Annotated in this window: 26 protein-coding genes and 1 pseudogene; 18 read left to right on the top strand and 9 right to left on the bottom strand. The window is 61.5% G+C overall.

The annotated features are described in order from the left end of the window. Positions 1-26 precede the first annotated feature (26 nt). The 3 genes from HX866_RS19550 to HX866_RS19540 are packed head-to-tail and all read left to right on the top strand — an operon-like array spanning position 27 to position 2,988. On the top strand, positions 27-1,139 hold the full coding sequence (locus HX866_RS19550; RefSeq protein ID WP_177103775.1) for an ABC transporter substrate-binding protein: 1,113 nt from the start codon (positions 27-29) through the stop codon (positions 1,137-1,139). Continuing rightward, complete coding sequence (locus tag HX866_RS19545) at positions 1,139-2,212, top strand: FecCD family ABC transporter permease (protein WP_177103773.1); 1,074 nt, start codon at positions 1,139-1,141, stop codon at positions 2,210-2,212. The genes HX866_RS19550 and HX866_RS19545 overlap by 1 nt, the downstream gene beginning before the upstream one ends. Beyond that, on the top strand, positions 2,209-2,988 hold the full coding sequence (locus tag HX866_RS19540; RefSeq protein WP_177096664.1) for an ABC transporter ATP-binding protein: 780 nt from the start codon (positions 2,209-2,211) through the stop codon (positions 2,986-2,988). The genes HX866_RS19545 and HX866_RS19540 overlap by 4 nt, the downstream gene beginning before the upstream one ends. Here HX866_RS19540 and HX866_RS19535 read toward each other — a convergent pair. Beyond that, positions 2,983-3,537 carry a cysteine hydrolase family protein gene (locus HX866_RS19535; protein WP_177096663.1) on the bottom strand — a complete coding sequence of 185 codons (555 nt, stop codon included), beginning with the start codon at positions 3,535-3,537 and terminating at the stop codon, positions 2,983-2,985. The genes HX866_RS19540 and HX866_RS19535 overlap by 6 nt on opposite strands. 127 nt (positions 3,538-3,664) lie before the next feature. Here HX866_RS19535 and HX866_RS19530 point away from each other — a divergent pair, with 127 nt between their 5' ends. From HX866_RS19530 to HX866_RS19505, 6 genes are all read left to right on the top strand, one after another. Further along, complete coding sequence (locus HX866_RS19530) at positions 3,665-6,118, top strand: penicillin acylase family protein (protein ID WP_177096661.1); 2,454 nt, start codon at positions 3,665-3,667, stop codon at positions 6,116-6,118. A 448-nt stretch (positions 6,119-6,566) separates the two neighbouring features. Next, positions 6,567-7,346: a transporter substrate-binding domain-containing protein gene (locus HX866_RS19525; protein ID WP_177096659.1), complete on the top strand. Its 780-nt coding sequence runs from the start codon at positions 6,567-6,569 to the stop codon at positions 7,344-7,346. 58 nt (positions 7,347-7,404) lie between these two features. Further along, entirely contained in the window at positions 7,405-8,133 is a 729-nt protein-coding gene (locus tag HX866_RS19520; RefSeq protein WP_177096657.1) for an ABC transporter permease, read from the top strand. Continuing rightward, positions 8,130-8,840, top strand: a complete 711-nt coding sequence (locus HX866_RS19515; protein ID WP_177096655.1) for an ABC transporter permease — start codon at positions 8,130-8,132, stop codon at positions 8,838-8,840. The genes HX866_RS19520 and HX866_RS19515 overlap by 4 nt, the downstream gene beginning before the upstream one ends. A gap of 11 nt (positions 8,841-8,851) precedes the next feature. Further along, the gene (locus HX866_RS19510; protein ID WP_177140259.1) at positions 8,852-9,970 is read left to right on the top strand and encodes a succinylglutamate desuccinylase/aspartoacylase family protein; all 1,119 of its coding nucleotides are present in this window, start codon (positions 8,852-8,854) and stop codon (positions 9,968-9,970) included. Between the two features lie 7 nt (positions 9,971-9,977). Then, positions 9,978-10,742 carry an ABC transporter ATP-binding protein gene (locus HX866_RS19505; RefSeq protein WP_177096651.1) on the top strand — a complete coding sequence of 255 codons (765 nt, stop codon included), beginning with the start codon at positions 9,978-9,980 and terminating at the stop codon, positions 10,740-10,742. A gap of 325 nt (positions 10,743-11,067) precedes the next feature. Here HX866_RS19505 and HX866_RS19500 read toward each other — a convergent pair whose 3' ends face one another. The 3 genes from HX866_RS19500 to dcd all read right to left on the bottom strand — a co-directional run bounded on the left by HX866_RS19500 (position 11,068) and on the right by dcd (position 12,985). Continuing rightward, the gene (locus HX866_RS19500; protein WP_256344958.1) at positions 11,068-11,844 is read right to left on the bottom strand and encodes a transporter substrate-binding domain-containing protein; all 777 of its coding nucleotides are present in this window, start codon (positions 11,842-11,844) and stop codon (positions 11,068-11,070) included. A 241-nt stretch (positions 11,845-12,085) separates the two neighbouring features. Then, positions 12,086-12,310, bottom strand: coding sequence for a hypothetical protein (locus HX866_RS19495; protein WP_177096647.1), 225 nt, complete (start codon positions 12,308-12,310; stop codon positions 12,086-12,088). Between the two features lie 108 nt (positions 12,311-12,418). Further along, positions 12,419-12,985 (bottom strand): dCTP deaminase, encoded by a 567-nt coding sequence (dcd, locus tag HX866_RS19490; RefSeq protein ID WP_177096645.1) that lies wholly within the window; start codon positions 12,983-12,985, stop codon positions 12,419-12,421. Positions 12,986-13,359: 374 nt separating this feature from the next. Here dcd and HX866_RS19485 point away from each other — a divergent pair, with 374 nt between their 5' ends. Next, a complete protein-coding gene (locus HX866_RS19485; RefSeq protein WP_002554837.1) occupies positions 13,360-13,569 on the top strand; it encodes a cold-shock protein in 210 nt (69 codons plus the stop codon). 144 nt (positions 13,570-13,713) lie between these two features. Here HX866_RS19485 and apbC read toward each other — a convergent pair whose 3' ends face one another. Further along, on the bottom strand, positions 13,714-14,808 hold the full coding sequence (gene apbC, locus HX866_RS19480; protein WP_177096643.1) for an iron-sulfur cluster carrier protein ApbC: 1,095 nt from the start codon (positions 14,806-14,808) through the stop codon (positions 13,714-13,716). Between the two features lie 174 nt (positions 14,809-14,982). Between apbC and metG the strand changes: the two genes are divergently transcribed. From metG to HX866_RS19455, 5 genes and pseudogenes are all read left to right on the top strand, one after another. Further along, positions 14,983-17,034 carry a methionine--tRNA ligase gene (metG, locus tag HX866_RS19475; RefSeq protein ID WP_177140258.1) on the top strand — a complete coding sequence of 684 codons (2,052 nt, stop codon included), beginning with the start codon at positions 14,983-14,985 and terminating at the stop codon, positions 17,032-17,034. Between the two features lie 33 nt (positions 17,035-17,067). Beyond that, positions 17,068-17,247, top strand: a complete 180-nt coding sequence (locus HX866_RS34400) for a hypothetical protein (RefSeq protein ID WP_256261420.1) — start codon at positions 17,068-17,070, stop codon at positions 17,245-17,247. Then, positions 17,244-18,074: pseudogene (gene rsxB, locus HX866_RS19465) on the top strand (electron transport complex subunit RsxB); the annotation flags it as partial. The gene HX866_RS34400 and the pseudogene rsxB, both read left to right, overlap by 4 nt. Before the next feature lie 113 nt (positions 18,075-18,187). After that, positions 18,188-18,826: an endonuclease III gene (gene nth, locus HX866_RS19460; RefSeq protein WP_177096637.1), complete on the top strand. Its 639-nt coding sequence runs from the start codon at positions 18,188-18,190 to the stop codon at positions 18,824-18,826. A 107-nt stretch (positions 18,827-18,933) separates the two neighbouring features. Beyond that, the gene (locus tag HX866_RS19455; protein ID WP_177096635.1) at positions 18,934-19,113 is read left to right on the top strand and encodes a PA3496 family putative envelope integrity protein; all 180 of its coding nucleotides are present in this window, start codon (positions 18,934-18,936) and stop codon (positions 19,111-19,113) included. A gap of 192 nt (positions 19,114-19,305) precedes the next feature. Here the strand turns inward: HX866_RS19455 and HX866_RS19450 are convergent, their stop codons facing one another. Then, entirely contained in the window at positions 19,306-19,932 is a 627-nt protein-coding gene (locus HX866_RS19450; protein ID WP_040070340.1) for a response regulator transcription factor, read from the bottom strand. Between the two features lie 881 nt (positions 19,933-20,813). On the opposite strand from HX866_RS19450, the gene HX866_RS19445 reads away from it, so the two are divergent. Beyond that, on the top strand, positions 20,814-21,356 hold the full coding sequence (locus HX866_RS19445) for a hypothetical protein (protein ID WP_177096633.1): 543 nt from the start codon (positions 20,814-20,816) through the stop codon (positions 21,354-21,356). 64 nt (positions 21,357-21,420) lie between these two features. Here the strand turns inward: HX866_RS19445 and HX866_RS19440 are convergent, their stop codons facing one another. Together HX866_RS19440 and HX866_RS19435 are read right to left on the bottom strand one after the other, a co-directional pair. Then, positions 21,421-22,638 carry an argininosuccinate synthase gene (locus HX866_RS19440; protein WP_100944481.1) on the bottom strand — a complete coding sequence of 406 codons (1,218 nt, stop codon included), beginning with the start codon at positions 22,636-22,638 and terminating at the stop codon, positions 21,421-21,423. Positions 22,639-22,767: 129 nt separating this feature from the next. Next, a complete protein-coding gene (locus tag HX866_RS19435) occupies positions 22,768-23,703 on the bottom strand; it encodes a flagellar protein MotY (protein WP_177140257.1) in 936 nt (311 codons plus the stop codon). Positions 23,704-23,861: 158 nt separating this feature from the next. Between HX866_RS19435 and pyrC the strand changes: the two genes are divergently transcribed. Together pyrC and rnt are read left to right on the top strand one after the other, a co-directional pair. After that, a complete protein-coding gene (pyrC, locus tag HX866_RS19430; protein WP_177096630.1) occupies positions 23,862-24,908 on the top strand; it encodes a dihydroorotase in 1,047 nt (348 codons plus the stop codon). Continuing rightward, positions 24,905-25,582 (top strand): ribonuclease T, encoded by a 678-nt coding sequence (gene rnt / locus HX866_RS19425; RefSeq protein WP_177096629.1) that lies wholly within the window; start codon positions 24,905-24,907, stop codon positions 25,580-25,582. The genes pyrC and rnt overlap by 4 nt, the downstream gene beginning before the upstream one ends. 84 nt (positions 25,583-25,666) lie before the next feature. On the opposite strand, the gene HX866_RS19420 is transcribed toward rnt, so the two are convergent. Further along, a complete protein-coding gene (locus HX866_RS19420; RefSeq protein WP_177057761.1) occupies positions 25,667-26,269 on the bottom strand; it encodes a peroxiredoxin in 603 nt (200 codons plus the stop codon). Positions 26,270-26,428 lie beyond the last annotated feature (159 nt).

Below are 26,428 nucleotides of genomic sequence, written 5' to 3'. Positions count from 1 at the left end.
GCCGCCTGCCTTTCGGAGAACCTTCGATGATCAAACCCCGCGCGTTCCTGCGCCTGAGTGCCCTGTGCGGCGCCCTGCTGTTCGGCCATGCCGCCATCGCGTCGGCCCATGAAGTCACCGACGTGCTCGGCCGCCAGGTCGAGGTGCCGGACCATGTCCAGCGTGTGGTCCTGGGTGAAGGCCGGTTGATCTCGGCCTTCGCCCTGCTCGACCGCGACGCGCCGTTCCAGCGTATCGTCGGCTGGCAGAACGACCTGCGCCTGCTCGACCCGCACACCTATGCCGCCTACGCGGCGAAGTTCCCGACGGTGAAGGACATCCCGCTGATCGGCCAGGCCTCGGAGCAGAGTGTCAGCGCCGAGGAGATTCTCAGCCTCAAGCCGGACCTGGCGGTGTTCAGCATCTCCGGCCACGGCCCGACCGAACACAGCCCGGTGGCCGATGTGCTGGCCAAGGCCGGGATCGCGGTGTTGTTCGTCGACTTCCGGATCAACCCGATCAAGGGCACCCATGTGAGTCTCGATGCCCTGGGCCAGGCCCTCGGCCGGGAGAAGGAAGCCAAGGCCTACCTCGATTTCTATGACCAGCATGTGAAAGCGATCACCGACAAGGTCGCGGGCCTGGCGGACAAGCCGCGGCCGAAAGTCTTCCTCGAACTGCTGGCCGGCGCCTGGCAGGCACCGGGGCACACCACCGGCAAGAGCGGCATGGGTGAAGTGATTCGCACCGTCGGCGGGGTGAATATCGCCGAAGGCGTGGTGCCGGGTGCGCTGGGGGACATCAGTGTCGAATTCGCCCTCAAGGCCGATCCGGACGTGTATATCGCCACCGGCAACCACAAGCCGGGGCTGATGCTCGGCGCCGATGTGAGCCCGGCCGAAGCCCGCGAAGCCTTCAACACCGTGCTGGCTCGCCCCGAGTTCAAGAACCTGCGGGCCATCCGTGCCGGCAATGCCCATGGTCTGTGGCATGACTTCTATAACTCGCCGTACAACCTGCTGGCCATCGAAGCCCTGGCCAAGTGGGTACACCCGGAACTGTTCGGCGGGCTTGATCCCCAGCGGACGATGGATGAAATCAACCAGCAGTTCCTCGGTACGCCGCTGAAAGGCGCGTACTGGATCGATGCCCAGCCGTGATGAGCACATCCCTGAGTTCTTCCCCAGCCCTGGACCTGGCCGAAGCCAGCCAGGGCTATCGCCGCCTCCTGCTGCGCCGCCTGTGGTTACTGGTGTTGCTGGGCGGCGCCTTGCTTTGCGCGATTCTCGTCGACCTCGCCAGCGGCCCGTCCGGCATGGGCCTGCCGGCCCTGCTCGACGGCCTGCTGCACCCGGCGCACCTGAGCCTCACCGACCAGGTCATCATCTGGAACGTGCGCCTGCCCTACGCGCTGATGGCGGTGCTGGTGGGTTGCGCGCTGTCCCTGGCCGGTGCGGAAATGCAGGCCATCCTCAACAACCCGCTGGCCAGCCCCTTCACCCTCGGCGTGTCCTCGGCGGCGGCACTCGGCGCCTCCCTGGTGATCGTGTTCCCGATCTCCAGCGCCTGGCTGTCCAACAACAGCGCCATCTCGCTCTCGGCCTTCGTCTTCGCCGCCGCCTCGGTCTTCCTCCTGCAGGCCATGTCGCGACTGCGCGGTGCCGGGGTGGAAAGCCTGGTGCTGTTCGGCATCGCCCTGGTGTTCAGTTGCAACGCGGTGGTCGCCCTGCTGCAACTGGCCGCCACCGAAGACGTGCTGCAACAGCTGGTGTTCTGGACCCTGGGCAGCGTGACCCGGGCCAACTGGGACAAGCTCGGCATCCTCGCCCTGGTGATCGTGCTGGTGTTGCCGTTTTCCCTGGCCGCCGCGCCGCGCCTGACCTTGCTGCGCATGGGCGAAGACCGCGCCAAGAGCTTTGGCGTCGACGTCCGGCGCTTGCGTTTCGCCTCGTTGCTGCGCATCAGCCTGTTGTCGGCGACTGCCGTGGCCTTTGTCGGCACCATCGGTTTTATCGGTCTGGTGGGCCCGCATATCGCCCGCATCCTGGTGGGTGAAGATCAGCGTTTCCTGCTGCCGGCCAGCGCCCTGGTCGGGGCGTTGCTGCTGTCGCTGTCGTCGATTGCCAGCAAGCTGATCCTGCCCGGGGTGATCGTGCCGGTGGGCATCGTCACCGCGCTGGTGGGGGTGCCGATCTTCGTCTTGCTGGTGTTCAAGCGCGGGAGGCAGCTATGACGGCTCCGTACGACGGCTTGCGCATCGAACACGCGATGATCGGTTATGGGCGTAAGGAAGTGGTCCGCGACGTCACACTGCCGGCGCTGCAACCCGGTACGCTGACGGCCTTGATCGGCCCCAACGGCGCCGGCAAGTCGACCTTGCTGCGTGGCGTGGCCGGGCTGGAGAAAATGCGCGGCGCAGTGCACCTCGCCGGGGACGATCTGGCGAAACTCTCGGTGGCCGAACGGGCCCGCCGGGTGACCTACATGCCGCAGAACCTGCCACCGGGCCTGAGCCTCAGCGTGATGGAGAGCGTGGTGGCGGCGTTGCGGGTTGGCCAGTTGTCCGATGCGCAGTGTCTGGAGGAAGCCTTCAAGGCCTTGCAGCGGATCGGCATCACCCACCTGGCGGACCAGTGGTTGAGTACCCTGTCCGGTGGCCAGCGGCAGTTGGTCAGCCTGGCGCAACTGATTGCCCGCCGGCCACAGGTGATGCTGCTGGACGAGCCCACCAGCGCCCTGGACCTGAACTACCAGCTGAAGGTCATGGAATGCGTGCGTTCGCTGGTGCGTGAGCACCGCCTGATTGCCGTGGTGGTGTTGCACGACATCAACCTGGCGGCGCGTTATGCCGACCAGTTGGCGGTGCTGCGCCAGGGCCGCCTGTTTGCCAGCGGCGCGCCCCAGGCGATTCTCAACCCGGCGCTGTTTGCCGACGTGTATGGCGTGCAGGCGCGGATCGAGCGTTGCTCACAGGACACGCTGCAGGTCATGGTCGATCACGCGCTATAACCCGAGCAGCACGTGGCTGGACACCACCGTCGCATACTCACCGTGCAGATTGCCCAGGGACATGGCATGGACCTCCTGGGCACTGCGCGGCACGCCAAAATAGTCAGCCTTGTCGAAGGTGTAGCACGCATCCTCCACCACCCAGGTATCAAACCCGAGGTTGCCGGCCGTGCGCGCCGTCGACTCCACGGAGTTGTGGGTCGCCACACCGACAATCACCAACTGCTCGATCCCCGCCTCACGCAACCCGTCCGCCAACCCCGTCGCGCAAAAGGCATCCGGCACCCGCTTCTGCACCAATCGCTCGCCCTCCGCCGGCATGAACCGCGACTGGAACTCGACACCCGACTGCCCGGGCCAGAACACCGACTCCGGCGAATGCGACAGATGCTGGACATGCACCACCGGGCGAGCGCGCCAGCGCCAGTGCTGTAACAGCTCGAACATCCGCGTCTCGGCCTCGGGATTGTTGCGTGGCCCCAAGCGGGGATGAAGGATGCCCTGTTGCTGGTCGATGAGGATCAGCGCCGCGTTTGCCCGAATATCCATGTTCACTCCTTTTCCCTTTCGATTTATCGCTCAAAACCCGAAATAAGCCCGTCCACCGTCTTGCGCGCCTTCCTCCTGCTCACTAACGTAGCGCCTTTACTGACGCTACCCCCGCAGGAGCCTTGCCATGGCCTCGCCAGCCTTTTCCTTCTCTCTCAAGCAATGTGGCGTTGCCGCCGCCATGGCGGGCCTGCTCGGCCTGACTGGTTGCCAAACCTGGAACTCCCAGGACAGCCTGCCACCGACCTCCGGCGTCCAGCCGATCAAGGGCCTGGCGCAGAACGTCTCGGTGCGCCGCAACAGCCTCGGCATGCCGCTGATTGAAAGCAACACCTTCCACGATGCGCTGTTCACCCTCGGTTACGTCCACGCCAGCGACCGCATCACCCAGATGGTCACCCTGCGCCTGCTCGCCCAGGGCCGGCTCGCCGAAATAAACGGCCCCGAAGCCCTCGACACCGACCGCTTCATGCGCGCCGTCAACCTGAAGAAAAGTGCTGGCGAGTTGTACAACGCCTCGTCGCCACGGCTCAAGCGCTTCTTCGAAGTCTACGCGCGCGGCGTCAACGCCTACCTGTTCCAGTACCGCGACAAGCTGCCGCCGGACCTGGCCAGCAGCGGCTACCACCCGGAATACTGGAAACCGGAAGATTCGGCGCTGATCTTCTGCCTGCTCAACTTCAACCTGTCAGCCAACCTGCAGCAAGAGATTTCCAGCCTGGTCCTGGCGCAGAAAGTCGGTGTCGACAAACTCGCCTGGCTGACCCCGGCCGCCCCGGACGAACCGCTGCCCCTGGCCGAAGTCGAAAAGCTCAAGGGCATCGCCCTGAGCCAGGTTTCGGGCCTGGGCGCGCTGAACAAGGCCGCCGAACAAGTCGCCGCGCTGAATATCCTCGGAAGCGGCACCTCGACCAACTGGGCCATCGCCCCCCAGCGCAGCCGTAGCGGCAAGAGCCTGCTGGCCGCCGACCTGCAACAACCGACCAGCGCCCCCGCCGCCTGGAACTACGTGCAGATCCACGCGCCGAAGTACCAGGCCGCCGGGACCACGATCGCCGGTCTGCCGATGCTGTTGTCCGGTTTCAATGGCAAGGTGGCCTGGAGCATGGCCGCCGTACCGGGGGACAACCAGGACCTGTTCCTGGAAAAACTCAAACGCCAGGGCAATGCGCTCTATTACGAGGCCGACGGCAAATGGCTGCCCGCGATCGTGCGCAACGAAACCTACTTCATCAAAGGCCAGCGCTCGATCCGCGAGACGGTATTCGAAACCCGTCACGGCCCGCTGCTTGATAGTGCGCTGGACAACACCACCTTGACCGGCGGCTACGGCCTGGCCTTGCAAACCTCATCGTTCAAGGACGACAAGAGCCTGGATGCGTTCTTCGACCTGTCCCGCTCCCAGAACGCCGAAAAAGCCTCCGATGCCAGCCGGGAAATCCGCGCGATTGCCCTGAACATGGTCTTCGCCGACGCCAGCCATATCGGCTGGCAGGTCACCGGACGCTTCCCCAACCGCCGCGAAGGCGAAGGCCTGTTGCCGTCGCCGGGCTGGGACAGCCGCTTCGACTGGGATGGCTACGCCGACGCGATGCTCCACCCTTACGACCAGGACCCCGGCCAGGGCTGGCTGGGCACCGCCAACCAGCGCACGGCGGCGCGCGGCTACGGCATGCAACTGTCCAACGCCTGGTACTACCCGGAACGCGGCGAACGCCTGGCGGAACTGGCCGCTGCCGGCAAGCAGGACAGCCGCAGCACTATCGCCATGCAGTACGACCAGAGCACCACGTTCGCCAACAAGCTGAAGAAAATGTTCGAAGCGCCGGGCATGGCCGGGCCGCTCAAGCAGGCCATCGATGCCCTGCCGGAAGCCGAACGGGGCAAGGCCCGCGAGGCCTTGAGCCGGCTGATGGCGTTCGACGGCAGACTCAGCGCAACCTCGGCCGACGCCGCGCTGTACGAGCTGTTCCTGCAGGAAAGCATGAAGCAGATCTTCCTCGACAAGCTCGGCCCGCAGAACGGTCCGGTATGGCAGGCCTTTGTCGCCAACGGCAAATTGTCCTACTCGGCCCAGGCCGACCACCTGTTGGGTCGCGAGGACAGCCCGTTCTGGGACGACAGCCGCACACCGCAGAAAGAAGACAAACCGGCGATCCTGGCCCGTAGCCTGGCGGCGGCGATCAGCGCTGGCGACAGCCTGCTGGGCAGCGATCACAAGGCCTGGCAATGGGGCACGCTGCACCGTTATAGCTGGAAGAACGGCGCCGGCCAGGTCATCCGCGGACCGATCCAGGCCAGCGGCGACCACACCACGCTCAACACCTCCGCCTACGCCTGGGGCAGTGGCAACTTCGACGTCACCCAGGTACCAGGCGTGCGCATGATCGTCGACTTCGGCCAGATCGAACCGATGAGCGGCCAGCAGAGCCCCGGGCAGTCCGGCAACCCGGCCAGTCCGAGCTACGCCAGTGGCATCGATGGCTGGCTGAAAGCCCAATACATCAGCTTCCCGCTGCAGCAGCAAAACTTCGACAAGGCCTACGGCACCACACGCCTGACCCTGGTGCCCGGCAAGTAACTACGCATGACCTTTGTAGGAGCCGGCTTGCCGGCGATAGCGATCTGACCGGCGGCATGCCTGTCGCTGGATAAATCGCAATCGCTGGCAAGCCAGCTCCCACAAAGTCGGGGTTCGACGATAGGACGTGGTGCCAGGCCAGCGATGGCACCATTCGCCACACCGCCTCATCGTCGACCAGCCAGCTCCCACAGGTTTCGCTGCCGGTGTTACCCCTGCGACGCGTAACCGCACTCTTTTCTCACTTACGATCGCACCAATATTGAGCATTTATTTTTATATGCCCAATTTCGGGCATCATTAGCTGGCTCGAAGCCATATTCCTGCTTTTTAAAACGCTTGTTCGTGACTATGGTTCGGAAATTGCTACTTTTATCAGGTCATACGCGTTCCAGTAACAGTACTTAGTGCGCCACAAGCGCTCATATTGGTTTTTAGGGAATAAATAATGAAAAAAGCATTGCTGACCCTTTCTGCACTGGCTCTCTGCATGGCCGCCGGTTCCGCTATGGCCAAGGAATACAAGGAGCTGCGCTTCGGCGTCGATCCTTCCTACGCGCCATTCGAATCCAAAGCCGCGGACGGCAGCCTGGTCGGCTTCGACATTGATCTGGGCAACGCCATCTGCGCCGAGCTGAAGGTCAAGTGCAAATGGGTCGAAAGTGACTTCGACGGCATGATTCCGGGCCTCAACGCCAACAAGTTCGACGGCGTGATTTCGTCGATGACCGTGACCGAAGCCCGCCAGAAGGCTATCGACTTCTCCAACGAGCTGTTCTCCGGCCCGACTTCCCTGGTGTTCAAAAAAGGGGCGGGCTTCTCCACGCCTGAGTCCCTCAAGGGCAAAACCGTGGGCTACGAGCAAGGCACCATCCAGGAAGCCTACGCCAAGGCCGTACTGGATAAAGCCGGTGTGACCACCAAGGCCTACGCCAACCAGGACCAGGTTTATGCTGACCTGACCTCCGGTCGTCTCGACGCTTCGGTGCAGGATATGCTGCAAGCCGAACTGGGCTTCCTGAAGTCGCCAGCGGGCGCCGACTACGAAGTCAGCAAGCCGATCGACGATCCGCTGCTGCCAGCTAAAACCGCGGTCGGTATCAAAAAAGGTAACAAAGAGCTGAAAGCCCTGTTGGATAAAGGTCTCGCAGCACTGCACAAAGATGGCAAATACGCTGAAATCCAGAAAAAGAACTTTGGCGATCTGAACCTGTATAGCGGGAAGTGATCCCTTGGCGCCTCTCGCCCGGGGGGCGCCTTTTCGACTGCCAAAGGTCTGATTTTTCATGTTCGACAACCTCCTGCAAATTCTGGGGCTCTCCGCCTTCAGCCTGAAGGGTTTCGGCCCGATCCTGCTGCAAGGGACCTGGATGACCGTCCAGCTATCCATTCTGTCGCTGCTGGTCAGCGTGCTGCTGGGCCTGCTCGGCGCCAGTGCCAAATTGTCCAGCATCGCCCTGATCCGTATTCCGGCCCAGCTCTACACCACGCTGATTCGCGGGGTGCCCGACCTGGTGCTGATGCTGCTGATTTTCTACAGCCTGCAAACCTGGCTCTCGACCCTGACCGACGCCATGGACTGGGACTACATCGAGATTGACCCGTTTGCCGCCGGGGTCATCACCCTGGGTTTTATCTACGGTGCCTATTTCACCGAAACCTTTCGTGGCGCGATTCTCGCCGTGCCACGCGGACAGCTTGAAGCCGCCACCGCCTATGGCCTCACCCGTGCCCAGCGGTTCCGCTTCGTGACCTTTCCGCAGATGATGCGCTTCGCCCTGCCGGGGATCGGCAACAACTGGATGGTGATCCTCAAGGCCACTGCGCTGGTCTCGATCATCGGCCTGGCCGACCTGGTCAAGGCTGCCCAGGACGCGGGCAAGAGCACCTATCAACTGTTCTATTTCCTGGTACTCGCCGCCTTGATCTACCTGCTCATTACCAGTGCTTCGAACTATGTCCTGCGCTGGCTGGAACGCCGCTATGCCGCGGGCGCCCGGGAGGCCATGCGATGATCGAACTCCTGCAGCAATACTGGCGACCATTCCTCTACAGCGACGGCCAGCACATCACCGGCCTGGCCATGACCCTGTGGCTGCTCAGCGCCTCGATCTTCATCGGTTTCCTGGTGTCGATCCCGCTGTCCATCGCCCGGGTTTCGCCCAAGCGCCGCATCCGCTGGCCGGTGGAGTTCTACACCTACCTGTTCCGCGGTACGCCGCTGTATATCCAACTGCTGATCTGCTACACCGGGATCTACAGCCTGGAAGCGGTACGTGAGCAGCCGCTGTTGAACTCGTTTTTCCGCGATGCGATGAACTGCACCATCCTGGCCTTCGCCCTGAACACCTGCGCCTACACCACGGAGATCTTTGCCGGGGCGATCCGCAGCATGAACCACGGTGAAGTCGAAGCGGCCAAGGCCTATGGCCTCAGCGGCTGGAAGCTCTACGCCTATGTGATCATGCCTTCGGCCCTGCGCCGTTCGTTGCCCTACTACAGCAACGAAGTGATCCTGATGCTGCACTCCACCACCGTGGCGTTCACCGCGACCATCCCGGACATCCTGAAAATCGCCCGGGACGCCAACTCGGCGACCTACATGACCTTCCAGTCGTTCGGTATCGCCGCGCTGATCTACCTGACGATCACCTTTACCCTGGTCGGTCTGTTCCGTCTGGCCGAGCGCCGCTGGCTGGCCTTTCTCGGCCCGGCACACTAGGACTCCAGAGCATGCGTCATCTGACTCACGAGCTGCTGGCTCCCCTGCCGGGCACCGCCCGGCAGATCCACAGTTTTCATTTCGGGCCGGAGCAGGCCGCGGGCAAGGTCTACATCCAGTCGTCCCTGCACGCCGACGAACTGCCCGGCATGCTGGTGGCCTGGCACCTCAAGCAACGCCTGGCCGAGCTGGAACAGGCCGGTGCGCTGCGCAGCGAAATCGTCCTGGTGCCGGTGGCCAACCCGATTGGCCTGGAACAGGTGCTGATGGATGTACCGCTGGGGCGCTACGAGCTGGAAAGCGGGCAGAACTTCAATCGCTGGTTTGTCGATCTCAGCGATGAAATCGGCAATCGGATCGAAGAACTGCTCACCGACGATCCGGCGCACAACCTGCAACTGATCCGCAGCCACCTCAAGGCCGCCCTGGCGGCGGAAGTGCCGGCGACCCAGTTGCAATCCCAGCGCCTGGCCCTGCAACGGCTGGCCTGCGATGCGGACATGGTCCTGGACCTGCATTGCGACTTCGAAGCCGTGGCCCATCTGTACACCACGCCCGAAGCCTGGCCGCAGGTCGAACCGCTGGCCCGCTACATCGGCTCGCAAGCCAGCCTGTTGGCCACCGACTCCGGCGGCCAGTCGTTCGACGAATGTTTCACCCTGCTCTGGTGGGACCTGCGCGAGCGCTTCGGCGCACGTTTCGCGATTCCCCAGGGCAGCTTCTCGGTGACGGTGGAACTGCGCGGCCAGGGCGACGTGAGTCACCCCCAGGCGCGTCTCGACTGCCAGGCGATCCTCGACTACCTGACGCACTTCGGCGCCATCGCCGGCGCGCCCGCGCCCCTGCCGGAGCTGCCGTACCCGGCAACGCCGCTGGCCGCTGTCGAGCCGGTGAGCACACCGTTGGGCGGCCTGCTGGTGTTCTGCGCCGAGCCCGGGCAATACCTGGAAGCCGGGCAACTGATCGCCGAGATCATCGACCCGCTGAACGACCGCGTTACCCCTGTTCATTGCAGCAGCGCGGGCCTGCTCTACGCCCGTTCGCTGCGCCGCATGGCCACCGCCGGCATGGTGATTGCCCATGTCGCCGGCCGCGAAGCCTATCGCAGCGGCTATCTACTTTCTCCTTGAGGTGCCCATGTACAAACTGACCATTGAAGGCCTGCACAAGAGCTATGGCGAACACCAGGTGCTCAAGGGCGTCTCGCTCAAGGCCAAGACCGGTGACGTGATCAGCCTGATCGGCGCCAGCGGCTCGGGCAAGAGTACCTTCCTGCGCTGCATCAACTTCCTCGAAACGCCCAATGACGGCGCCATGAGCCTCGACGGCCAGGCGATCCGCATGGTCAGCGACAAGAACGGCATGCGCGTCGCCGACGATGCCGAGTTGCAACGCCTGCGCACCCGCCTGGCCATGGTGTTCCAGCACTTCAACCTGTGGAGCCACATGAGCGTGCTGGAAAACATCACCATGGCGCCACGCCGGGTGCTGGGGGTGAGCAAGAAGGACGCCGAGGACCGTGCCCGTCGCTACCTGGACAAGGTCGGCCTGCCGGCGCGGGTCGCCGAGCAATACCCGGCGTTTCTTTCCGGCGGCCAGCAACAGCGCGTGGCGATTGCCCGGGCGCTGGCGATGGAACCGGAAGTGATGCTGTTCGACGAACCGACCTCGGCGCTCGACCCGGAACTGGTGGGTGAGGTGCTCAAGGTGATCCAGGGGCTGGCCGAGGAAGGCCGGACCATGATAATGGTGACCCACGAGATGAGCTTTGCCCGCAAGGTCTCGAACCAGGTGCTGTTCCTGCACCAGGGCCTGGTGGAAGAACAAGGCGCACCGGACGATGTGCTGGGCAACCCGCAGAGCGAGCGCCTGCGTCAGTTCCTCAGTGGCAACCTGAAGTAACCCGCTCTTTGCGCTGGCTTACTCGCGATGAGGCCCTTGAGCCTTGCGGCGCCCATCCGGGCGCCATCGCCGGCAAGCCGGCTCCCACAAGTTGGCGTACCACCGCAAAGTTTCGTACAGCCACGATCGCTGTAGGAGCTGGCTTGCCAGCGATGAGGCCCTCAAGCCTTGCCCGCCCATCCGGACGCCATCGCCGGCAAGCCGGCTCCCACAAGTTGGCGTACCACCGCAAAGTTTCGTACAGCCACAACCCCTGTAGGAGCTGGCTTGCCAGCGATGAGGCCCTCAAGCCTTGCGCCGCCCATCCTGACGCCCACCAGCACGCTCAGCCGTGCGCCGCCGGCCAGGGATAGGCCAGCCACGTCTCCAGGCGTTTGGCGAAACGCCCGCTTTCCATGTCCTGATGCAGCCACTGGTCGACATACTGCTTGAGCACGATGTCACGGGGCAGCAACACGGCCTTCTCGGAAAAGTCGAAAGGCTGGTCCGGGTGCACCGCGCACAGCTCCGGATGCAGCTTCTGCTGCACCCGGGTCTCCACCGCATCGGTCATCATCAGGTCGGCCTTGCCGTCGACGATCTGCTGGAAAATCGTCACGTTGTCCGGATGCACGAGGATCTGTGCCTGCTTGAGATTGGCACGGGCAAATTTCTCGTTGGTCCCGCCTGGGTTGACGATTGCCCGGACATTCGGCCGGTCGATCTGCGCCAGGGTCTGGAACTCTTGCTGCCTGGAACAGAGGGTGATTGGCGTCTTGCCGTCACGCTGGTAAGGCTGCGAGAAAAACGCCAGCTTCTGGCGCTCCATGTTCACCGAGATCCCACTGAGCCCCAGGTCGAACTTGTCGGCCTGCAGATCACTCATCAGCGTCGGCCAGGTGGTTGGCACCAGTTCCAGCTTGACCCCCAGGGAAGCCGCCAGCCCTTCGGCCAACTCGATATCCAGGCCGATAAAGCCGTCCGCATTCTTGTAGCTGAAGGGTTTGTAGTCACCGGTGGTGCCGACCCGCAGCACGCCTTGCTGGACGATGCGGTCGAGCCGGCTGGCAACGGCCTCCTGCCCGGACACAAAGCTCGCCGCCTGGGGCTCTGGCGCGGCCATGGCGGTGCCGGCCAGCAACAGCCCGGCGAACAGAAAGCGGGAAAAACACGTAGGAATGGCAACGGTCATGAGCGGTCCTTTCGGGTCTGGAATCCATAACCCCAGATTAACCGCTAGCCCCTGTAGGAGCGAGCTTGCTCGCGATAGTTGATCAGACACCGCAGGGTGTCAGGATTCCCGCGTTATCGTTGACGACCATCGAGAGCAATAGAGCATCGACCGGCTGCTCCTACAGGGTGTATCACGCCGTAGGGGACGGTGTTTCATCGGGAAGCAGCGGCTCGCCGGGTTCACTCGGCTGGGACGGCTCGGAAGGTTGCGGAGTATCCGGATCAGGCTGCCCCGGAATGCCCGGAATGCCACTGGCCAGGCTCTGGGGATGAGCCAGCAACGACCAGGCCAACAGCCCCACTTGATTAGGTTCCAGTTTCGCCAGTTGGGCACTGATACTTGGATCGATCTTCATCGGGGTACTCCTGAGCGTTGAAGCCCGGTTTGTCTTGCACAAACCGGGACGGTGCACTCAATAGAGTGCCCCTGTGCCCAGGAATTCCCTGTTTCGCAGCACCCTTCGTCAGGTGCGCGGCAGGGTCACGCCACGCTGGCCCTGATACTTGCCGCCGCGGTCCTTATAGGACACTTCGCATTCTTCGTCGGACTCCAGGAACAACATCTGCGCCACGCCTTCGTTGGCATAGATCTTCGCCGGCAGCGTAGTGGTGTTGGAGAATTCCAGGGTCACGTGGCCTTCCCATTCCGGTTCCAGCGGCGTGACGTTGACGATGATCCCGCAACGGGCATAGGTGCTCTTGCCCAGGCAGATGGTCAGCACGTTGCGCGGAATACGGAAGTACTCGACGGTGCGAGCCAGGGCGAAAGAGTTCGGTGGAATGATGCAGACGTCGCTTTTCACATCGACGAAGCTGCCCGCATCGAAGTTTTTCGGATCGACGGTCGCCGAGTTGATGTTGGTGAACACCTTGAACTCATCGGCGCAGCGCACATCGTAGCCATAGCTTGAGACACCGAAGGAAATCACCCGGCTGTCGGCTTCGCCACGCACCTGGCGCTCAACGAAGGGCTCGATCATGCCGTGCTCTTGCGCCATGCGGCGAATCCACTTGTCCGATTTGATGCTCATGGCGGGTGTCCTGATATAACGAGGTGGAGAAATTCTGTCCGGCATCTTACCGGGGCGCGCCGTCGGGTTAAAGCGCCGACGCCGTTTCTCGCGATGACGTTGTCCCCCGGCCTGACAAACCGGCCATTTACGCGGGACTTCGCGCCTTGTCGGACGCCGTCAGTCACGAAATAGGCGAAACCTTTGTGAAGACCATTGGCACGTCTCGGAAAGTGGGGTATGGTGGCGCCACTGTGCTGCTTGTGTCACTGAGAATCTCTACACGATGTTGAATTTCGATCCAACCATCTCCAAGAATTTTTCCTGCTCTTTGCACTCAGTCTCGGCCAGGGCTTTTCCTGAGTCGCAGTTAACTTTGTCCAAGGAGACATCAAATGTCTAATCGCCAAACCGGTACCGTTAAGTGGTTCAACGATGAAAAAGGCTTCGGCTTCATCACTCCACAATCCGGTGACGACCTGTTCGTACACTTCAAAGCAATCCAATCCGACGGCTTCAAAAGCCTGAAAGAAGGCCAACAGGTTTCTTTCATCGCTACCCGCGGTCAGAAAGGCATGCAAGCTGAAGAAGTTCAAGTTATCTAACTTGTACTGATCCAGTCAAAAAGCCCCGCCCTCAAAAGCGGGGCTTTTTTGTGCCCGGGTGTTTTGTCGCGGGAACGATCATGAACAGGCTGCAGCCCCTGTGGCGAGCGGGCTTGCCACACAAGCCCGCGCCCGCCGCTTTGATCAATCGTCGCTGATGGTGATATTCGGCATCGCCGGGCTGACCGCTTCCTGCAACACAATCCGCGCACCCACATGCCGTGCCAGTTCCTGGTAGACCATGGCAATCTGGCTGTCCGGCTCGGCGATCACCGTCGGCTTGCCGTTGTCGGCCTGCTCGCGAATCACCATCGACAGCGGCAACGAAGCCAGCAGCTCGACGCCATACTGGCTCGCCAGCTTCTCACCGCCGCCCTCACCGAACAGATGCTCGGCATGGCCACAGTTGGAGCAGATGTGCACCGCCATGTTTTCCACGACGCCCAGCACCGGAATATTCACCTTGCGGAACATTTCCACGCCCTTGCGGGCATCCAGCAGGGCCAGGTCCTGCGGGGTGGTGACGATGACCGCGCCGGCCACCGGCACTTTCTGCGCCAGGGTCAGCTGGATATCGCCAGTGCCAGGCGGCATGTCGATCACCAGGTAGTCCAGGTTGCCCCAGTCGGTCTGGGTCACCAGTTGCAGCAAGGCGCCGGAAACCATCGGACCACGCCAGACCATCGGCGTGTTGTCGTCGGTCAGGAAGGCCATGGACATCACTTCCACACCATGGGACTCGATGGGCACGAACCATTTCTGATCCTTGATCTTCGGTCGCGTGCCTTCGGCGATGCCGAACATCACGCCCTGGCTCGGGCCATAGATATCGGCGTCGAGAATACCGACCCGTGCCCCTTCACGGGCCAGCGCCAACGCCAGGTTGGCCGCGGTGGTGGACTTGCCCACGCCGCCCTTGCCGGAGGCCACCGCCACCACGTTCTTCACGTTGGCCAGACCCGGAATCTGCGCCTGGGCCTTGTGGGCGGCGATCACGCAATTGATCTCGACCTTGGCTGACGCCACGCCGTCCAGGCCTTCGACGGCCATCTGCAGCATCTGCGCCCAGCCACTCTTGAACAGGCCGGCGGCATAACCCAGTTCCAGTCGGACCGTGACGCGATCGCCCTGGATATCGATGGCCTGCACACAGCCGGCGCTGACCGGGTCCTGGTTCAGATAAGGGTCGGTGTACTGGCGAAGGACGGCCTCCACCGTTGCGCGATTGACTGCGCTCATGGGCAACTCCCGAAAAAGACTGAGTAAAACAGACGGCTATCGTACCTGTTCTAAATCGACACGGCATGAAGGCTGATCATTTGTGGCGAGCGGGCTTGCCACAAGGGGTGAATTATGTGCGCTGGGGCTTTATAGTGGCCGATCTCCGTTTCACTTCAAAAGTAGCCGAGCCCCATGTCCGAGCCACGCCAGATCCTCGTCACCAGCGCCCTGCCCTATGCCAATGGTTCCATTCACCTTGGCCACATGGTCGAGTATGTCCAGACGGACATGTGGGTGCGCTTCCAGAAGCACCGCGGCAACCAATGCATCTATGTCTGCGCTGACGACGCCCACGGCTCGGCCATCATGTTGCGCGCCGAGAAAGAAGGCATCACCCCGGAACAACTGATCGCCAACGTCCAGGTCGAGCACAGCGGCGACTTCGCCGACTTCCTGGTGGAGTTCGACAACTTCCATTCGACCCACGCCGAAGAAAACCGCGAGCTGTCGAATCAGATCTACCTGCGCCTGCGCGACGCCGGGCATATCGCCACGCGTTCGATCACCCAGTATTTCGACCCGGAAAAGCAGATGTTCCTGGCCGACCGCTTCATCAAGGGCACCTGCCCGAAATGCGGCACCGAAGACCAGTACGGCGACAACTGCGAGAAATGCGGCGCCACCTACGCACCGACCGACCTGAAAGACCCGAAATCGGCGATTTCCGGGGCGACCCCGGTGCTCAAGGATTCCCAGCATTTCTTCTTCAAGCTGCCGGACTTCCAGGCCATGCTGCAAACCTGGACCCGCAGCGGCACCCTGCAGGACGCCGTGGCGAACAAGATCGCCGAATGGCTGGATGCCGGCCTGCAACAGTGGGACATTTCCCGCGATGCGCCGTACTTCGGCTTCGAGATCCCGGATGAGCCGGGCAAGTATTTCTACGTCTGGCTGGACGCGCCGATCGGCTACATGGCCAGCTTCAAGAACCTCTGCGCGCGCCGTCCGGATCTGGACTTCGACGCGTTCTGGGGCAAGGACTCCAGCGCCGAGCTGTACCACTTCATCGGCAAGGACATCGTCAACTTCCACGCCCTGTTCTGGCCGGCGATGCTCGAAGGCGCGGGCTACCGCAAGCCAACCGGGATCAACGTGCACGGCTACCTGACCGTCAACGGCCAGAAAATGTCCAAGTCCCGTGGCACCTTTATCAAGGCTCGCACCTACCTGGACCACCTGTCCCCGGAATACCTGCGTTACTACTACGCGGCCAAGCTGGGCAAAGGCGTCGACGACCTCGACCTGAACCTGGAAGACTTCGTGCAGAAGGTCAACTCGGACCTGGTGGGCAAGGTGGTCAACATCGCCAGCCGTTGCGCCGGGTTTATCCACAAGGGCAACGCGGGCGTGCTGGTGGCCGGCAATGCCGCACCGGAACTGACCGACGCCTTCCTGGCCGCCACCCCAAGCATCGCCGAGGCCTATGAGGCACGGGATTTTGCCCGGGCCATGCGCGAAATCATGGGGCTGGCCGACCGCGCCAACGCCTGGATCGCCGACAAGGCGCCGTGGTCCCTGGCCAAGCAGGAAGGCAAGCAGGATGAAGTCCAGGCCGTCTGCGCCGTGGGCATCAACCTGTTCCGCCAGTTGATCATCTTCCTCAAGCCGGTGCTGCCGCTGCTGGCCGCCGATGCCGAGGCGTTCCTCAATGTCGCGCCGCTGACCTGGAACGATCACGCCACCTTGCTCGCCAACCATCAGTTGAACGAGTTCAAGCCGCTGATGACCCGCATCGACCCGGTAAAAGTACAAGCCATGACCGACGCATCGAAGGAAGACCTCGCCGCCAGCCAGACCGACACCGACAGCGCTGCCCCACAAGGCAACGGCGAACTGACCAAGGACCCGCTGTCGGCGGAGATCGACTTCGACGCCTTTGCCGCCGTCGACCTGCGCGTCGCCTTGATTCTCAAGGCCGAAGCCGTCGAGGGCGCGGACAAGCTGCTGCGCCTGACCCTGGATATCGGTGACGAGCAACGCAACGTGTTCTCCGGGATCAAGAGCGCCTACCCGAACCCGGCAGAACTGGAAGGTCGCCTGACCATGATGATCGCCAACCTCAAGCCACGGAAAATGCGCTTCGGCATCTCCGAGGGCATGGTGATGGCGGCGGGCCCCGGCGGTGAGGACATCTACCTGCTGAGCCCGGACACCGGCGCCAAGCCCGGCCAGCGGATCAAGTAAGCCCCCGCCCCTGCTCGCGGGCCATGGGTAATCATGGCCCGCGATGTTGCAAAACGGGTACGCAGTCCCTCCTTGCCGGATAATCAGCGTCATTCGCTATGGCGCATACGAACACTCGCAGAGCGTCGCTTTCGCGGCCTGCCGATCGAGCTGATCGGGGCCAGCCTGATGGGCGTGGCCTTCCTCGGCTTCACTGCATTGGTCAAACCATGAGCCTGATTCAACGTATCGATGCCCTGCTGCCGCAAACCCAATGCGGCAAATGCGGGCACCCGGGTTGCAAACCCTACGCCGAAGGCATCGCCCAGGGCGAAGCGATCAACAAGTGCCCGCCGGGTGGTGGCGAAACCATTGCCGCCCTGGCCGAACTGCTGCACGTGCCAGTTTTGCTGCTGGACCCCGAACGCGGCAGCGCACCCGCCCAAGTCGCGTTTATCCGCGAAGCCGAGTGCATCGGCTGCACCAAGTGCATCCAGGCCTGCCCGGTGGATGCGATTGTCGGTGCGGCCAAGTGGATGCACAGCGTGATCGTCGACGAGTGCACCGGTTGTGACCTGTGCGTCGCGCCGTGCCCGGTGGATTGCATCGAGATGCACCCGCTGCCCATCGCCCAGATAGTGCCCGTCGTTGGCGGCCTGGCCAGCAGTGCCGAAGAGCGACGGGCACGCACGGAGAAACGCAATCATGCACGCCGGCGCTTCGAAAACCGTAATGCCCGACTGCACGCCGAAGAACAGCGCAGGCAGGCCGAACGCCTGGCCCGCACGCAACGTGCCGCGCAGCCCAAGCCCGAGCTCGAGCCTGTCGCGAGCAACCCGATGCAGGACGCCATCGCGCGGGTCAAGGCGCAGAAAGCCGCAGCCGCCGACGCGGCGCTGAAAAAAGCCAAGATCGACCTGGCCATGAGCCGGGCGCAGTTGAATAAATCGCTGAAAGCCTTCGGCCATCCGCCGATCGCCGAACAGGCGGCGCAACTGGTACTGCTGCAACAGCAATACGAAGCGGCGGAACAGACCCTGCGCAGTCTGGATACGCCCCCTGCGGCCCCTTGAAACGCCGGACGAACGCACAAGCGGGCCACCAGACAGGCCTGGAGCCAGCGCCGGTCAGCCAAACCGGGCTCAACCTCAATTTCAAAGGAATCCACCGCCCCATGAATGCCGCCAAACGCCTGGAGATCTTTCGCAGATTCCACGAAGACAATCCGGACCCCAAGACCGAGCTGGCCTATTCGACGCCCTTTGAGCTGTTGATCGCGGTGATTCTCTCCGCCCAGGCCACCGACGTCAGCGTGAACAAGGCGACCGCCAAACTCTATCCCGTGGCCAATACCCCGCAAGCCATCCACGCCCTGGGGGTCGAAGGGTTGTCGGCGTATATCAAGACCATCGGCCTGTTCAACAGCAAGGCCAAGAATGTGATCGAAACCTGCCGCCTGCTGGTGGAAAACCACGGCGGCGAGGTGCCGCAAACCCGCGAAGCCCTGGAAGCCCTGCCCGGTGTCGGCCGCAAGACCGCCAATGTGGTGCTGAACACCGCGTTTCGACAACTGACCATGGCCGTCGACACGCATATTTTCCGGGTCAGCAACCGCACCGGCCTGGCGCCAGGCAAGGATGTGGTGGCGGTCGAGAAGCAATTGATGAAGTTCGTGCCCAAGCCTTACCTGCTCGACGCCCACCACTGGCTGATCCTCCACGGACGCTACGTTTGCCAGGCGCGCAAACCCCGCTGTGGCAGCTGCCGGATCGAAGATCTGTGCGATTACAAGGACAAGACCTCGGACGATTGAGCCGCTATTGCTTTTATTGATAAGGCGATTGAAAAAATCTTTTTTACCGGGCCGGCATTTATCGATATAAGGGGCGCCAACGGCAGTCTTAGCCCGGAGTTATGTTTATGAGCACCGACAAAGAGCAATTGGACGTAGAAGACGACTTCATCGCTGCCGACACAGAGGACAGCGAACCCGTAGTGGAGGTCGCAAAAACCAACCTCAGCAAGCGCCGTACCATCGATAACCTGCTGGAAGAGCGTCGCCTGCAAAAGCAATTGGCGGATTATGATTTTGACCTGTAATTAACACGCGCCCACTCAAAAGCCTCCTTTGCGGAGGCTTTTCGGTTTGTAGAGGTGTCGTTGTCACGCGAAGCATCATCGATGCAACACCGGCGGGCCTCTCCTGCCGGCTGAATACCAGGGGTTATCCTCGTCCTCCCTGCTGCCTCCCCCTTCCGTCCGTTGCCAGGCGCCTGCTGCCAAACGCAGTGATCAGACCAGGCCGTTGCGCTGCGCCAGCTCGATCAGGTCAACCAGCGAGCGAGCATTGAGCTTGAGCAGCAAACGCGTCTTGTAGGTACTGACGGTCTTGTTGCTCAAAAACATGCCGTCGGCAATTTCCTTGTTGCTCTTCCCTCTCGCCAATTGCTGCAACACCATCATTTCCCGGCCAGAGAGTCGATTGACCATATCGGCCTCGCTGGCATTCCCCAAGCTGGAGCGCACCGTGTGCAACGCCTGGTTGGGGAAATAGCTGTAGCCGGACAACACCGCCTTGATGGCACTGAGCATTTCAGTCAGGTCCTGCTGCTTGCACACATAACCGGCAGCACCCGCCTGCATGCAGCGCATGGAGAAATGCCCGGGGGCCTGCGAGGTCAACACCAGAACTTTGAAAGAAAGTCCCATAGACGTTAAACGGGCAATGACTTCCAGCCCGTCCAGCTTGGGGATCCCGATATCGAGTATAACAATGTCCGGCGCATGTTCCCGCGCCAACTGTAAAGCATCTACACCGTTATCCGTCTCCGCAATGACTTCGTAGCCATGACGCTCCATCAGCATACGTACAGCAAGACGAATGACGGGATGATCATCCACGATCAGCACTTTATTCATGGGCAAGTCCAATTTTCGCTGTTCGAATTTTCAGAGTCAGCACAATAGCCTAGTCATACCCTCCTGGGCATAGCGCCTCCACCGGGCAGTACCAGCCAAAGACATTCCTTACAAACAACAGAGATTTGCCCTACAAAAAAAGCACCCTTATAAAAAGTGCAACTCTTTAAAGGACAATCGACCGCCCGAAGGCCATACAACCCATGATAAACACCCCGTTCCCGGGGAGTTTCATGCGGGCCTCCAGCAGAACGACAGCGTGGTATTTCGCTTTGCCGGGTTCAAACATTAGAACGCCAGGTGATGGCCTGTCTAATGGATTTCTGCAACAAGAAATAATGAGCCCCCTTCCCGGCAATCCTCCCCCTGGCCGCCTGCGCCCAACCGTCGCAGCTCACGGCCGATGGCTTCACGGGAAGCGTTCGAAAAAAACAGCCATGAAGCCGCCCGCCATACACATAAGTAAAGACCGCATTATAAAAAACATGTTTATCCTCATGCCGGGCCGCCGGAAATACCGGACAACTTGCACGCATCAGCCACCGAAAAATACACATTCCGCCTTGAGTCGCTCAACTTCCAGACACACTGACCGTCAATATCAATCGCAGCATCGCCGCACATTTATAACGCCCCATCCATGCCCGATAAAAAGAACAGGAAACGGACTACGCCCCGCCAAGAACGCTTACCTTCAATGCGACAAACACAGCCCAAAAGTAAACCCTTCTGACTTGATCCTTTCCTGGCGGGCTGCAAACTCGATATTTGCTGACTCACTGCAAGACCTTCGAACACCACCCAATCGTTTATTCAACTCCTAACATCGAATGACATTAGCAAAGGTCTATCCCACGACTCGGACGAGCAGGCCATATATAATGAACGACCACACATGCAAAAAGTATCTCAGCCCAAACAAACCCCTGGATCTTGACCTGGATCTGGCCATTGATGACTTCCTCAGACGCGGCGGCACCATTGATCGGGTGCAAGGCCCAGTCTGCGAGCAAGCCCCGGCGGAGACTGGCGATCACTCCCCGCTGCCGGAGGAAGAGGAACAGGAAAGAACACGCAAGACCGAACTGCTGCGCGAGTTGATTACCAAAGGCGCGGGCATCTGCGCACTGCAGTACTCGCTCAAGATGAACAAGAACGAGATCAAGCGCATGGCGCGGGAAAATGGTCTGAAGATCACCCAAAGCCGCTCGCTGCACCTCACGCGAAAATACCGGACGTCGCACTCGGCAACCGCGGAATTCGCGCAAGACGCCATTGCCGGACATGCCATGCACTATTGCGCGCTTGGTTATACCGCCATCGAAATTGCGCAAAAGCTCGACCTGACCGTGCGCCAGGTCTGCGAACTCGGTAAAAACTACCGCTTCGAACTCAATCACCGCACCGATAACCGGGACGAATAACGCCGTCCCGGCGGCAAAAAAAAGCCCCGGCCAACAGGCCAGGGCTTTTCAGAACAACAGCCGATCAGAACAAGCGGCGGCCTTTGTTCGCAGCAATGCGCATGCGCAGTGCATTGAGCTTGATAAAGCCGGCCGCGTCGGCCTGGTTGTAAGCACCGCCGTCTTCTTCGAAGGTGGCAATGTTGGCATCGAACAGCGACTCGTCGGACTTGCGACCGGTGACGATCACGTTGCCCTTGTACAGCTTCAGGCGAACCACACCGTTCACGTGAGCCTGGGAAGCATCGATCATCTGCTGCAACATCAGACGCTCAGGGCTCCACCAGTAGCCGGTGTAGATCAGGCTGGCGTACTTGGGCATCAGCTCGTCTTTCAGGTGAGCCACTTCGCGGTCCAGGGTGATCGACTCGATGGCCCGGTGCGCGCGCAGCATGATGGTGCCGCCTGGGGTTTCGTAGCAGCCGCGGGACTTCATGCCCACGTAACGGTTCTCGACGATGTCCAGACGGCCGATACCGTGTTCGCCACCAATACGGTTCAGGGTCGCCAGCACGGTGGCCGGGGTCATTTCGACACCGTCCAGCGCGACGATATCGCCGTTGCGGTAGGTCAGCTCCAGGTATTGCGGCTTGTCAGGCGCGTTCTCCGGGGAGACGGTCCAACGCCACATGTCTTCTTCGTGCTCGGTCCAGGTGTCTTCCAGCACGCCGCCTTCATAGGAGATGTGCAGCAGGTTGGCGTCCATCGAGTACGGGGACTTCTTCTTGCCGTGGCGTTCGATTGGAATGTTGTGCTTTTCAGCGTAGTCCATCAGCTTTTCACGGGACAGCAGGTCCCATTCACGCCAAGGGGCAATCACTTTGACGCCTGGCTTGAGGGCATAGGCACCCAGTTCGAAACGAACCTGGTCGTTACCTTTGCCGGTGGCGCCGTGGGAAATGGCGTCGGCGCCGGTTTCGTTGGCGATTTCGATCAGGCGCTTGGCGATCAGCGGACGAGCGATGGAAGTACCCAGCAGGTACTCGCCTTCGTAGACGGTATTGGCGCGGAACATCGGGAACACGAAATCGCGCACGAACTCTTCGCGCAGGTCATCGATATAGATCTCTTTCACGCCCATGGCTTGCGCCTTGGCACGTGCAGGTTCGACCTCTTCGCCCTGACCCAGGTCAGCGGTGAACGTCACCACTTCACAGTTATAAGTATCCTGCAGCCACTTGAGGATCACCGAAGTGTCCAGGCCGCCGGAATACGCCAGAACGACCTTGTTTACGTCGGCCATGCCATCACTCCACGGGGTTTTACGGAAAGGTGCCGATTCTACCGCTCAAACCGGTGGATTTACAGAGGCGCGACAGCTTAGGACGGCAAAGCGACAGATAATGTCGAGGCGGCGACGAAAACAGCCGCTTCAGGAGGTCTTCGCGGCGCTCCCCGCACTGGCGGTAGGCGCAGGAGCAGGAGCAGGAACCGGCGCGGGCGCGGCCTTCTCGGCGACCGGGACACGCTCCAGATGGATATTGACCCGACGATTCTTCGCTCGGTTGGCCGCACTGTTGTTCGGCACCAGCGGATAACGTTCACCGTGGAAACGCATGACGATTTCCGATTCGGGGATGCCGTTGGCCTTGAAGAATTCCATCACCGCCAGGGCCCGACGGCGCGACAGGTCGCGGTTGGCCAGGCGATTGCCGGCGTTGTCGGAGTGCCCGTCGAGTTCGATATGGTTGACGGTCGGATCGGCCTTGATGAAGTCGAGCATTACCTGCAGCTCGGCCTTGCCCTCGGCATCGAGATCGACGCCAGTACCCGGGAAGCCGATCTGCGCCTGTTTCACTTGCTCGAAATTCTTCGGCAGCAGTTTCGCGGTGCAGGCCTGGTAGTCGCTGTAGGCCTTGCTGAACTTCACCGGCAGCAGGCGGACTTCCGACACGCCACCGTCTCGCGAGTAGTGGCGCAGCAGCGGGCTGCGACCTTCCAGCAAGCCGCTGACCAAGCGTCCGGCCTGACCCTGGGAGCTGTTGAACAGCACATCGCCGTTGCCGATCTGCACCGAGCCGAGGTTGATGTCGCCACGCCCCGGCTGCCAGGGCGCTGCGGCCGCCAGCAGCGTCGCCGAACCGCCACCGAGTACATGGTTGTAGGATTTCAGGCGAAAGGTCACCTGCTCGCCGGCCCGACGCACGAACTCACCAGAACCAAAGTCGGTGATCGGCTGGCTCAGCCGGCACTCGAACTTGTCCCCTTCCACCTTCCACTCGATGCTCTCCAGACGGGTCTGGAAAGTCATGGCCATGGCGGGCAGGCTGGCGAACATACTGAGCAAGGCTAAATAACGCTGGCGCACGGGAGGCTCCACTGAATGTCTACATCGTCAAGACAGGCATGCTGATTCCACACCCTACCTCTGTGGTATCGGTTGACCGTGGCAAAACTTGATAGCGAGTGCCTGAGGCCGTCTTTTCCGGTAGCATTCCCTTCAGTTCGACCCGCCTGGAATCCCCAATGTCCGACCGCCTGACCCTGCTGCGTCCCGACGACTGGCATATTCATCTTCGCGATGGTGCTGCGTTACCCCACACTGTAGCGGATGTTGCGCGCACCTTCGGTCGCGCCATCATCATGCCGAATCTGCTGCCACCGGTGCGCAACGCCGTGGAAGCCGACGCCTATCGCCAGCGCATTCTCGCTGCGCGTCCGGCCGGTAGCCACTTCGAACCGTTGATGGTGCTCTACCTCACCGACCGGACCCAGCCCGAGGACATCCGCGCGGCCAAGGCCAGCGGTTTCGTGCACGCCGCCAAGCTCTATCCGGCCGGCGCGACCACCAACTCGGACTCCGGCGTGACCAGCGTCGACACGATTTTCCCGGTCCTGGAAGTCATGGCCGAAGTCGGCATGCCGCTGTTGATCCACGGTGAAGTCACCCGTGGCGACGTCGATGTGTTCGACCGCGAGAAACTCTTCATCGACGAGCATATGCGCCGTGTCGTCGAACGTTTCCCAAGCCTGAAGGTGGTGTTCGAACACATCACCACGGCCGATGCGGTGCAGTTCGTCAGCGAGGCCTCGGCCAATGTTGGCGCGACCATCACCGCCCATCACCTGCTGTATAACCGCAACCACATGCTGGTGGGCGGTATCCGTCCGCACTTCTATTGCCTGCCGATCCTCAAGCGCGGCACGCACCAGGAAGCCCTGCTGACGGCGGCGACCAGCGGCAATCCGAAGTTTTTCCTCGGCACCGACTCGGCGCCCCACGCCCAGCACGCCAAGGAAGCGGCCTGCGGTTGCGCCGGCTGCTACACCGCCTATGCCGCTATCGAGTTGTATGCCGAAGCCTTCGAACAGCGCAACGCGCTGGACAAACTCGAAGGTTTCGCCAGCCTGCATGGCCCGCGTTTCTACGGCCTGCCGGCGAACACCGAACAGATCACCCTGGTCCGTGAAGAATGGACCGCCCCGACCAGCCTGCCATTCGGCGAGCTGTCAGTCATCCCGCTGCGCGCCGGTGAAAAACTGCGCTGGCGCCTGCTGGAGAAAACCCTGTGAGTGAAGAGCATTTCGACGACGAACAAGAAGGCAATGGCGGCGGTACCGGCTCCCGGCACCCGATGGCCGCGCGCTTTCGTGGCTACCTGCCGGTTGTCATCGATGTCGAAACCGGTGGTTTCAACGCCGCCACCGACGCCCTGCTGGAAATCGCCGCCACCACCATCGGCATGGACGAAAAAGGCTTTGTGTTCCCGGAACACACCTACTTCTTCCGCGTCGAGCCGTTCGAAGGCGCCAATATCGAAGCCGCGGCCCTGGAGTTCACCGGGATCAAGCTCGATCACCCGCTGCGCATGGCCGTCAGCGAAGAAACCGCGCTGACCGACATTTTCCGCGGCGTGCGCAAGGCCCTGAAGGCCAATGGCTGCAAACGCGCGATCCTGGTCGGCCACAACAGCAGCTTCGACCTGGGCTTCCTCAATGCCGCCGTGGCGCGGCTGGACATGAAGCGCAACCCGTTTCATCCGTTCTCCAGCTTCGACACCGCCAGTCTCGCCGGCCTCGCCTACGGCCAGACCGTGCTGGCCAAGGCCTGCCAGGCTGCCGGTATCGACTTTGACGGACGCGAAGCCCACTCGGCCCGCTACGACACCGAGAAAACCGCCGACCTGTTCTGCGGCATCGTCAACCGCTGGAAGCAGATGGGCGGCTGGGAAGACTACAACGACTGATCCCTTCGTCGAAGCAATCCCCGCCCATAAAAAAACCGGTCATGACGACCGGTTTTTTTATGGGTGACGCGTGAAGCCTGGCGCTTACAGCTTGCCGGCGTTCTCGGTCAGGTACTTGGCAACGCCTTCTGGCGAAGCGTCCATACCCTTGTCGCCTTTTTTCCAGTTGGCAGGGCAGACTTCGCCGTGCTCTTCGTGGAATTGCAGGGCGTCGACCAGACGGATCAGTTCTTCCATGTTACGGCCCAGCGGCAGGTCGTTGATGATCTGCGAGCGGACAACACCCTTGTCGTCGATCAGGAACGCGCCACGGAACGCCACGCCGTCTGCCGACTCAACGTCGTAGGCCTTGGCGATGTCGTGCTTCATGTCGGCAGCCATGGTGTATTTGACTTTGCCGATGCCGCCATCATTGATGGCCGTGTTGCGCCAGGCGTTGTGGGTGAAATGCGAATCGATGGAGACGGCCACGACTTCAACGTTGCGTGCCTTGAAATCGTCCATGCGGTGATCCAGGGCGATCAGCTCGGACGGGCAGACGAAGGTGAAGTCCAGCGGGTAGAAGAACACCAGGCCGTATTTGCCTTTGATGGCCGAGGACAGGGTGAAGCTGTCAACGATTTCGCCATTGCCCAGTACGGCAGGGACGGTGAAGTCGGGGGCTTGTTTGCCTACGAGTACGCTCATTGGATATCTCCTGGTGTGATGCGGTGAAGAACAAGGTCCAGCCCAGCCTGCCATAAACAGACGACAGGACTGTGACGTGACCTACCTTCCTAAGGACCGACCATCATACACCGCGTTTTTCGACTGTCCCCAACGCTTTTTACAAATGCGCACGCCGCG

The organism is Pseudomonas gingeri, from assembly GCF_013386165.1.
In the GTDB taxonomy this organism is placed as follows: domain Bacteria; phylum Pseudomonadota; class Gammaproteobacteria; order Pseudomonadales; family Pseudomonadaceae; genus Aquipseudomonas; species Aquipseudomonas gingeri_C.
Note: the sequence above shows the minus strand (reverse complement) of the source record. Positions and strands in the feature narration are given on the sequence as shown.

What these genes read in the sequence shown, in the direction of transcription:
- HX866_RS19550 (WP_177103775.1), top strand. Translation starts at nt 27, where the DNA reads ATGATCAAACCCCGCGCGTTCCTGCGCCTGAGTGCCCTGTGCGGCGCC.
- HX866_RS19545 (WP_177103773.1), top strand. Translation starts at nt 1,139, where the DNA reads ATGAGCACATCCCTGAGTTCTTCCCCAGCCCTGGACCTGGCCGAAGCC.
- HX866_RS19540 (WP_177096664.1), top strand. Translation starts at nt 2,209, where the DNA reads ATGACGGCTCCGTACGACGGCTTGCGCATCGAACACGCGATGATCGGT.
- HX866_RS19535 (WP_177096663.1), bottom strand. Translation starts at nt 3,537, where the DNA reads ATGGATATTCGGGCAAACGCGGCGCTGATCCTCATCGACCAGCAACAG.
- HX866_RS19530 (WP_177096661.1), top strand. Translation starts at nt 3,665, where the DNA reads ATGGCCTCGCCAGCCTTTTCCTTCTCTCTCAAGCAATGTGGCGTTGCC.
- HX866_RS19525 (WP_177096659.1), top strand. Translation starts at nt 6,567, where the DNA reads ATGAAAAAAGCATTGCTGACCCTTTCTGCACTGGCTCTCTGCATGGCC.
- HX866_RS19520 (WP_177096657.1), top strand. Translation starts at nt 7,405, where the DNA reads ATGTTCGACAACCTCCTGCAAATTCTGGGGCTCTCCGCCTTCAGCCTG.
- HX866_RS19515 (WP_177096655.1), top strand. Translation starts at nt 8,130, where the DNA reads ATGATCGAACTCCTGCAGCAATACTGGCGACCATTCCTCTACAGCGAC.
- HX866_RS19510 (WP_177140259.1), top strand. Translation starts at nt 8,852, where the DNA reads ATGCGTCATCTGACTCACGAGCTGCTGGCTCCCCTGCCGGGCACCGCC.
- HX866_RS19505 (WP_177096651.1), top strand. Translation starts at nt 9,978, where the DNA reads ATGTACAAACTGACCATTGAAGGCCTGCACAAGAGCTATGGCGAACAC.
- HX866_RS19500 (WP_256344958.1), bottom strand. Translation starts at nt 11,844, where the DNA reads ATGGCCGCGCCAGAGCCCCAGGCGGCGAGCTTTGTGTCCGGGCAGGAG.
- HX866_RS19495 (WP_177096647.1), bottom strand. Translation starts at nt 12,310, where the DNA reads ATGAAGATCGATCCAAGTATCAGTGCCCAACTGGCGAAACTGGAACCT.
- dcd (WP_177096645.1), bottom strand. Translation starts at nt 12,985, where the DNA reads ATGAGCATCAAATCGGACAAGTGGATTCGCCGCATGGCGCAAGAGCAC.
- HX866_RS19485 (WP_002554837.1), top strand. Translation starts at nt 13,360, where the DNA reads ATGTCTAATCGCCAAACCGGTACCGTTAAGTGGTTCAACGATGAAAAA.
- apbC (WP_177096643.1), bottom strand. Translation starts at nt 14,808, where the DNA reads ATGAGCGCAGTCAATCGCGCAACGGTGGAGGCCGTCCTTCGCCAGTAC.
- metG (WP_177140258.1), top strand. Translation starts at nt 14,983, where the DNA reads ATGTCCGAGCCACGCCAGATCCTCGTCACCAGCGCCCTGCCCTATGCC.
- HX866_RS34400 (WP_256261420.1), top strand. Translation starts at nt 17,068, where the DNA reads ATGGCCCGCGATGTTGCAAAACGGGTACGCAGTCCCTCCTTGCCGGAT.
- nth (WP_177096637.1), top strand. Translation starts at nt 18,188, where the DNA reads ATGAATGCCGCCAAACGCCTGGAGATCTTTCGCAGATTCCACGAAGAC.
- HX866_RS19455 (WP_177096635.1), top strand. Translation starts at nt 18,934, where the DNA reads ATGAGCACCGACAAAGAGCAATTGGACGTAGAAGACGACTTCATCGCT.
- HX866_RS19450 (WP_040070340.1), bottom strand. Translation starts at nt 19,932, where the DNA reads ATGAATAAAGTGCTGATCGTGGATGATCATCCCGTCATTCGTCTTGCT.
- HX866_RS19445 (WP_177096633.1), top strand. Translation starts at nt 20,814, where the DNA reads ATGAACGACCACACATGCAAAAAGTATCTCAGCCCAAACAAACCCCTG.
- HX866_RS19440 (WP_100944481.1), bottom strand. Translation starts at nt 22,638, where the DNA reads ATGGCCGACGTAAACAAGGTCGTTCTGGCGTATTCCGGCGGCCTGGAC.
- pyrC (WP_177096630.1), top strand. Translation starts at nt 23,862, where the DNA reads ATGTCCGACCGCCTGACCCTGCTGCGTCCCGACGACTGGCATATTCAT.
- HX866_RS19420 (WP_177057761.1), bottom strand. Translation starts at nt 26,269, where the DNA reads ATGAGCGTACTCGTAGGCAAACAAGCCCCCGACTTCACCGTCCCTGCC.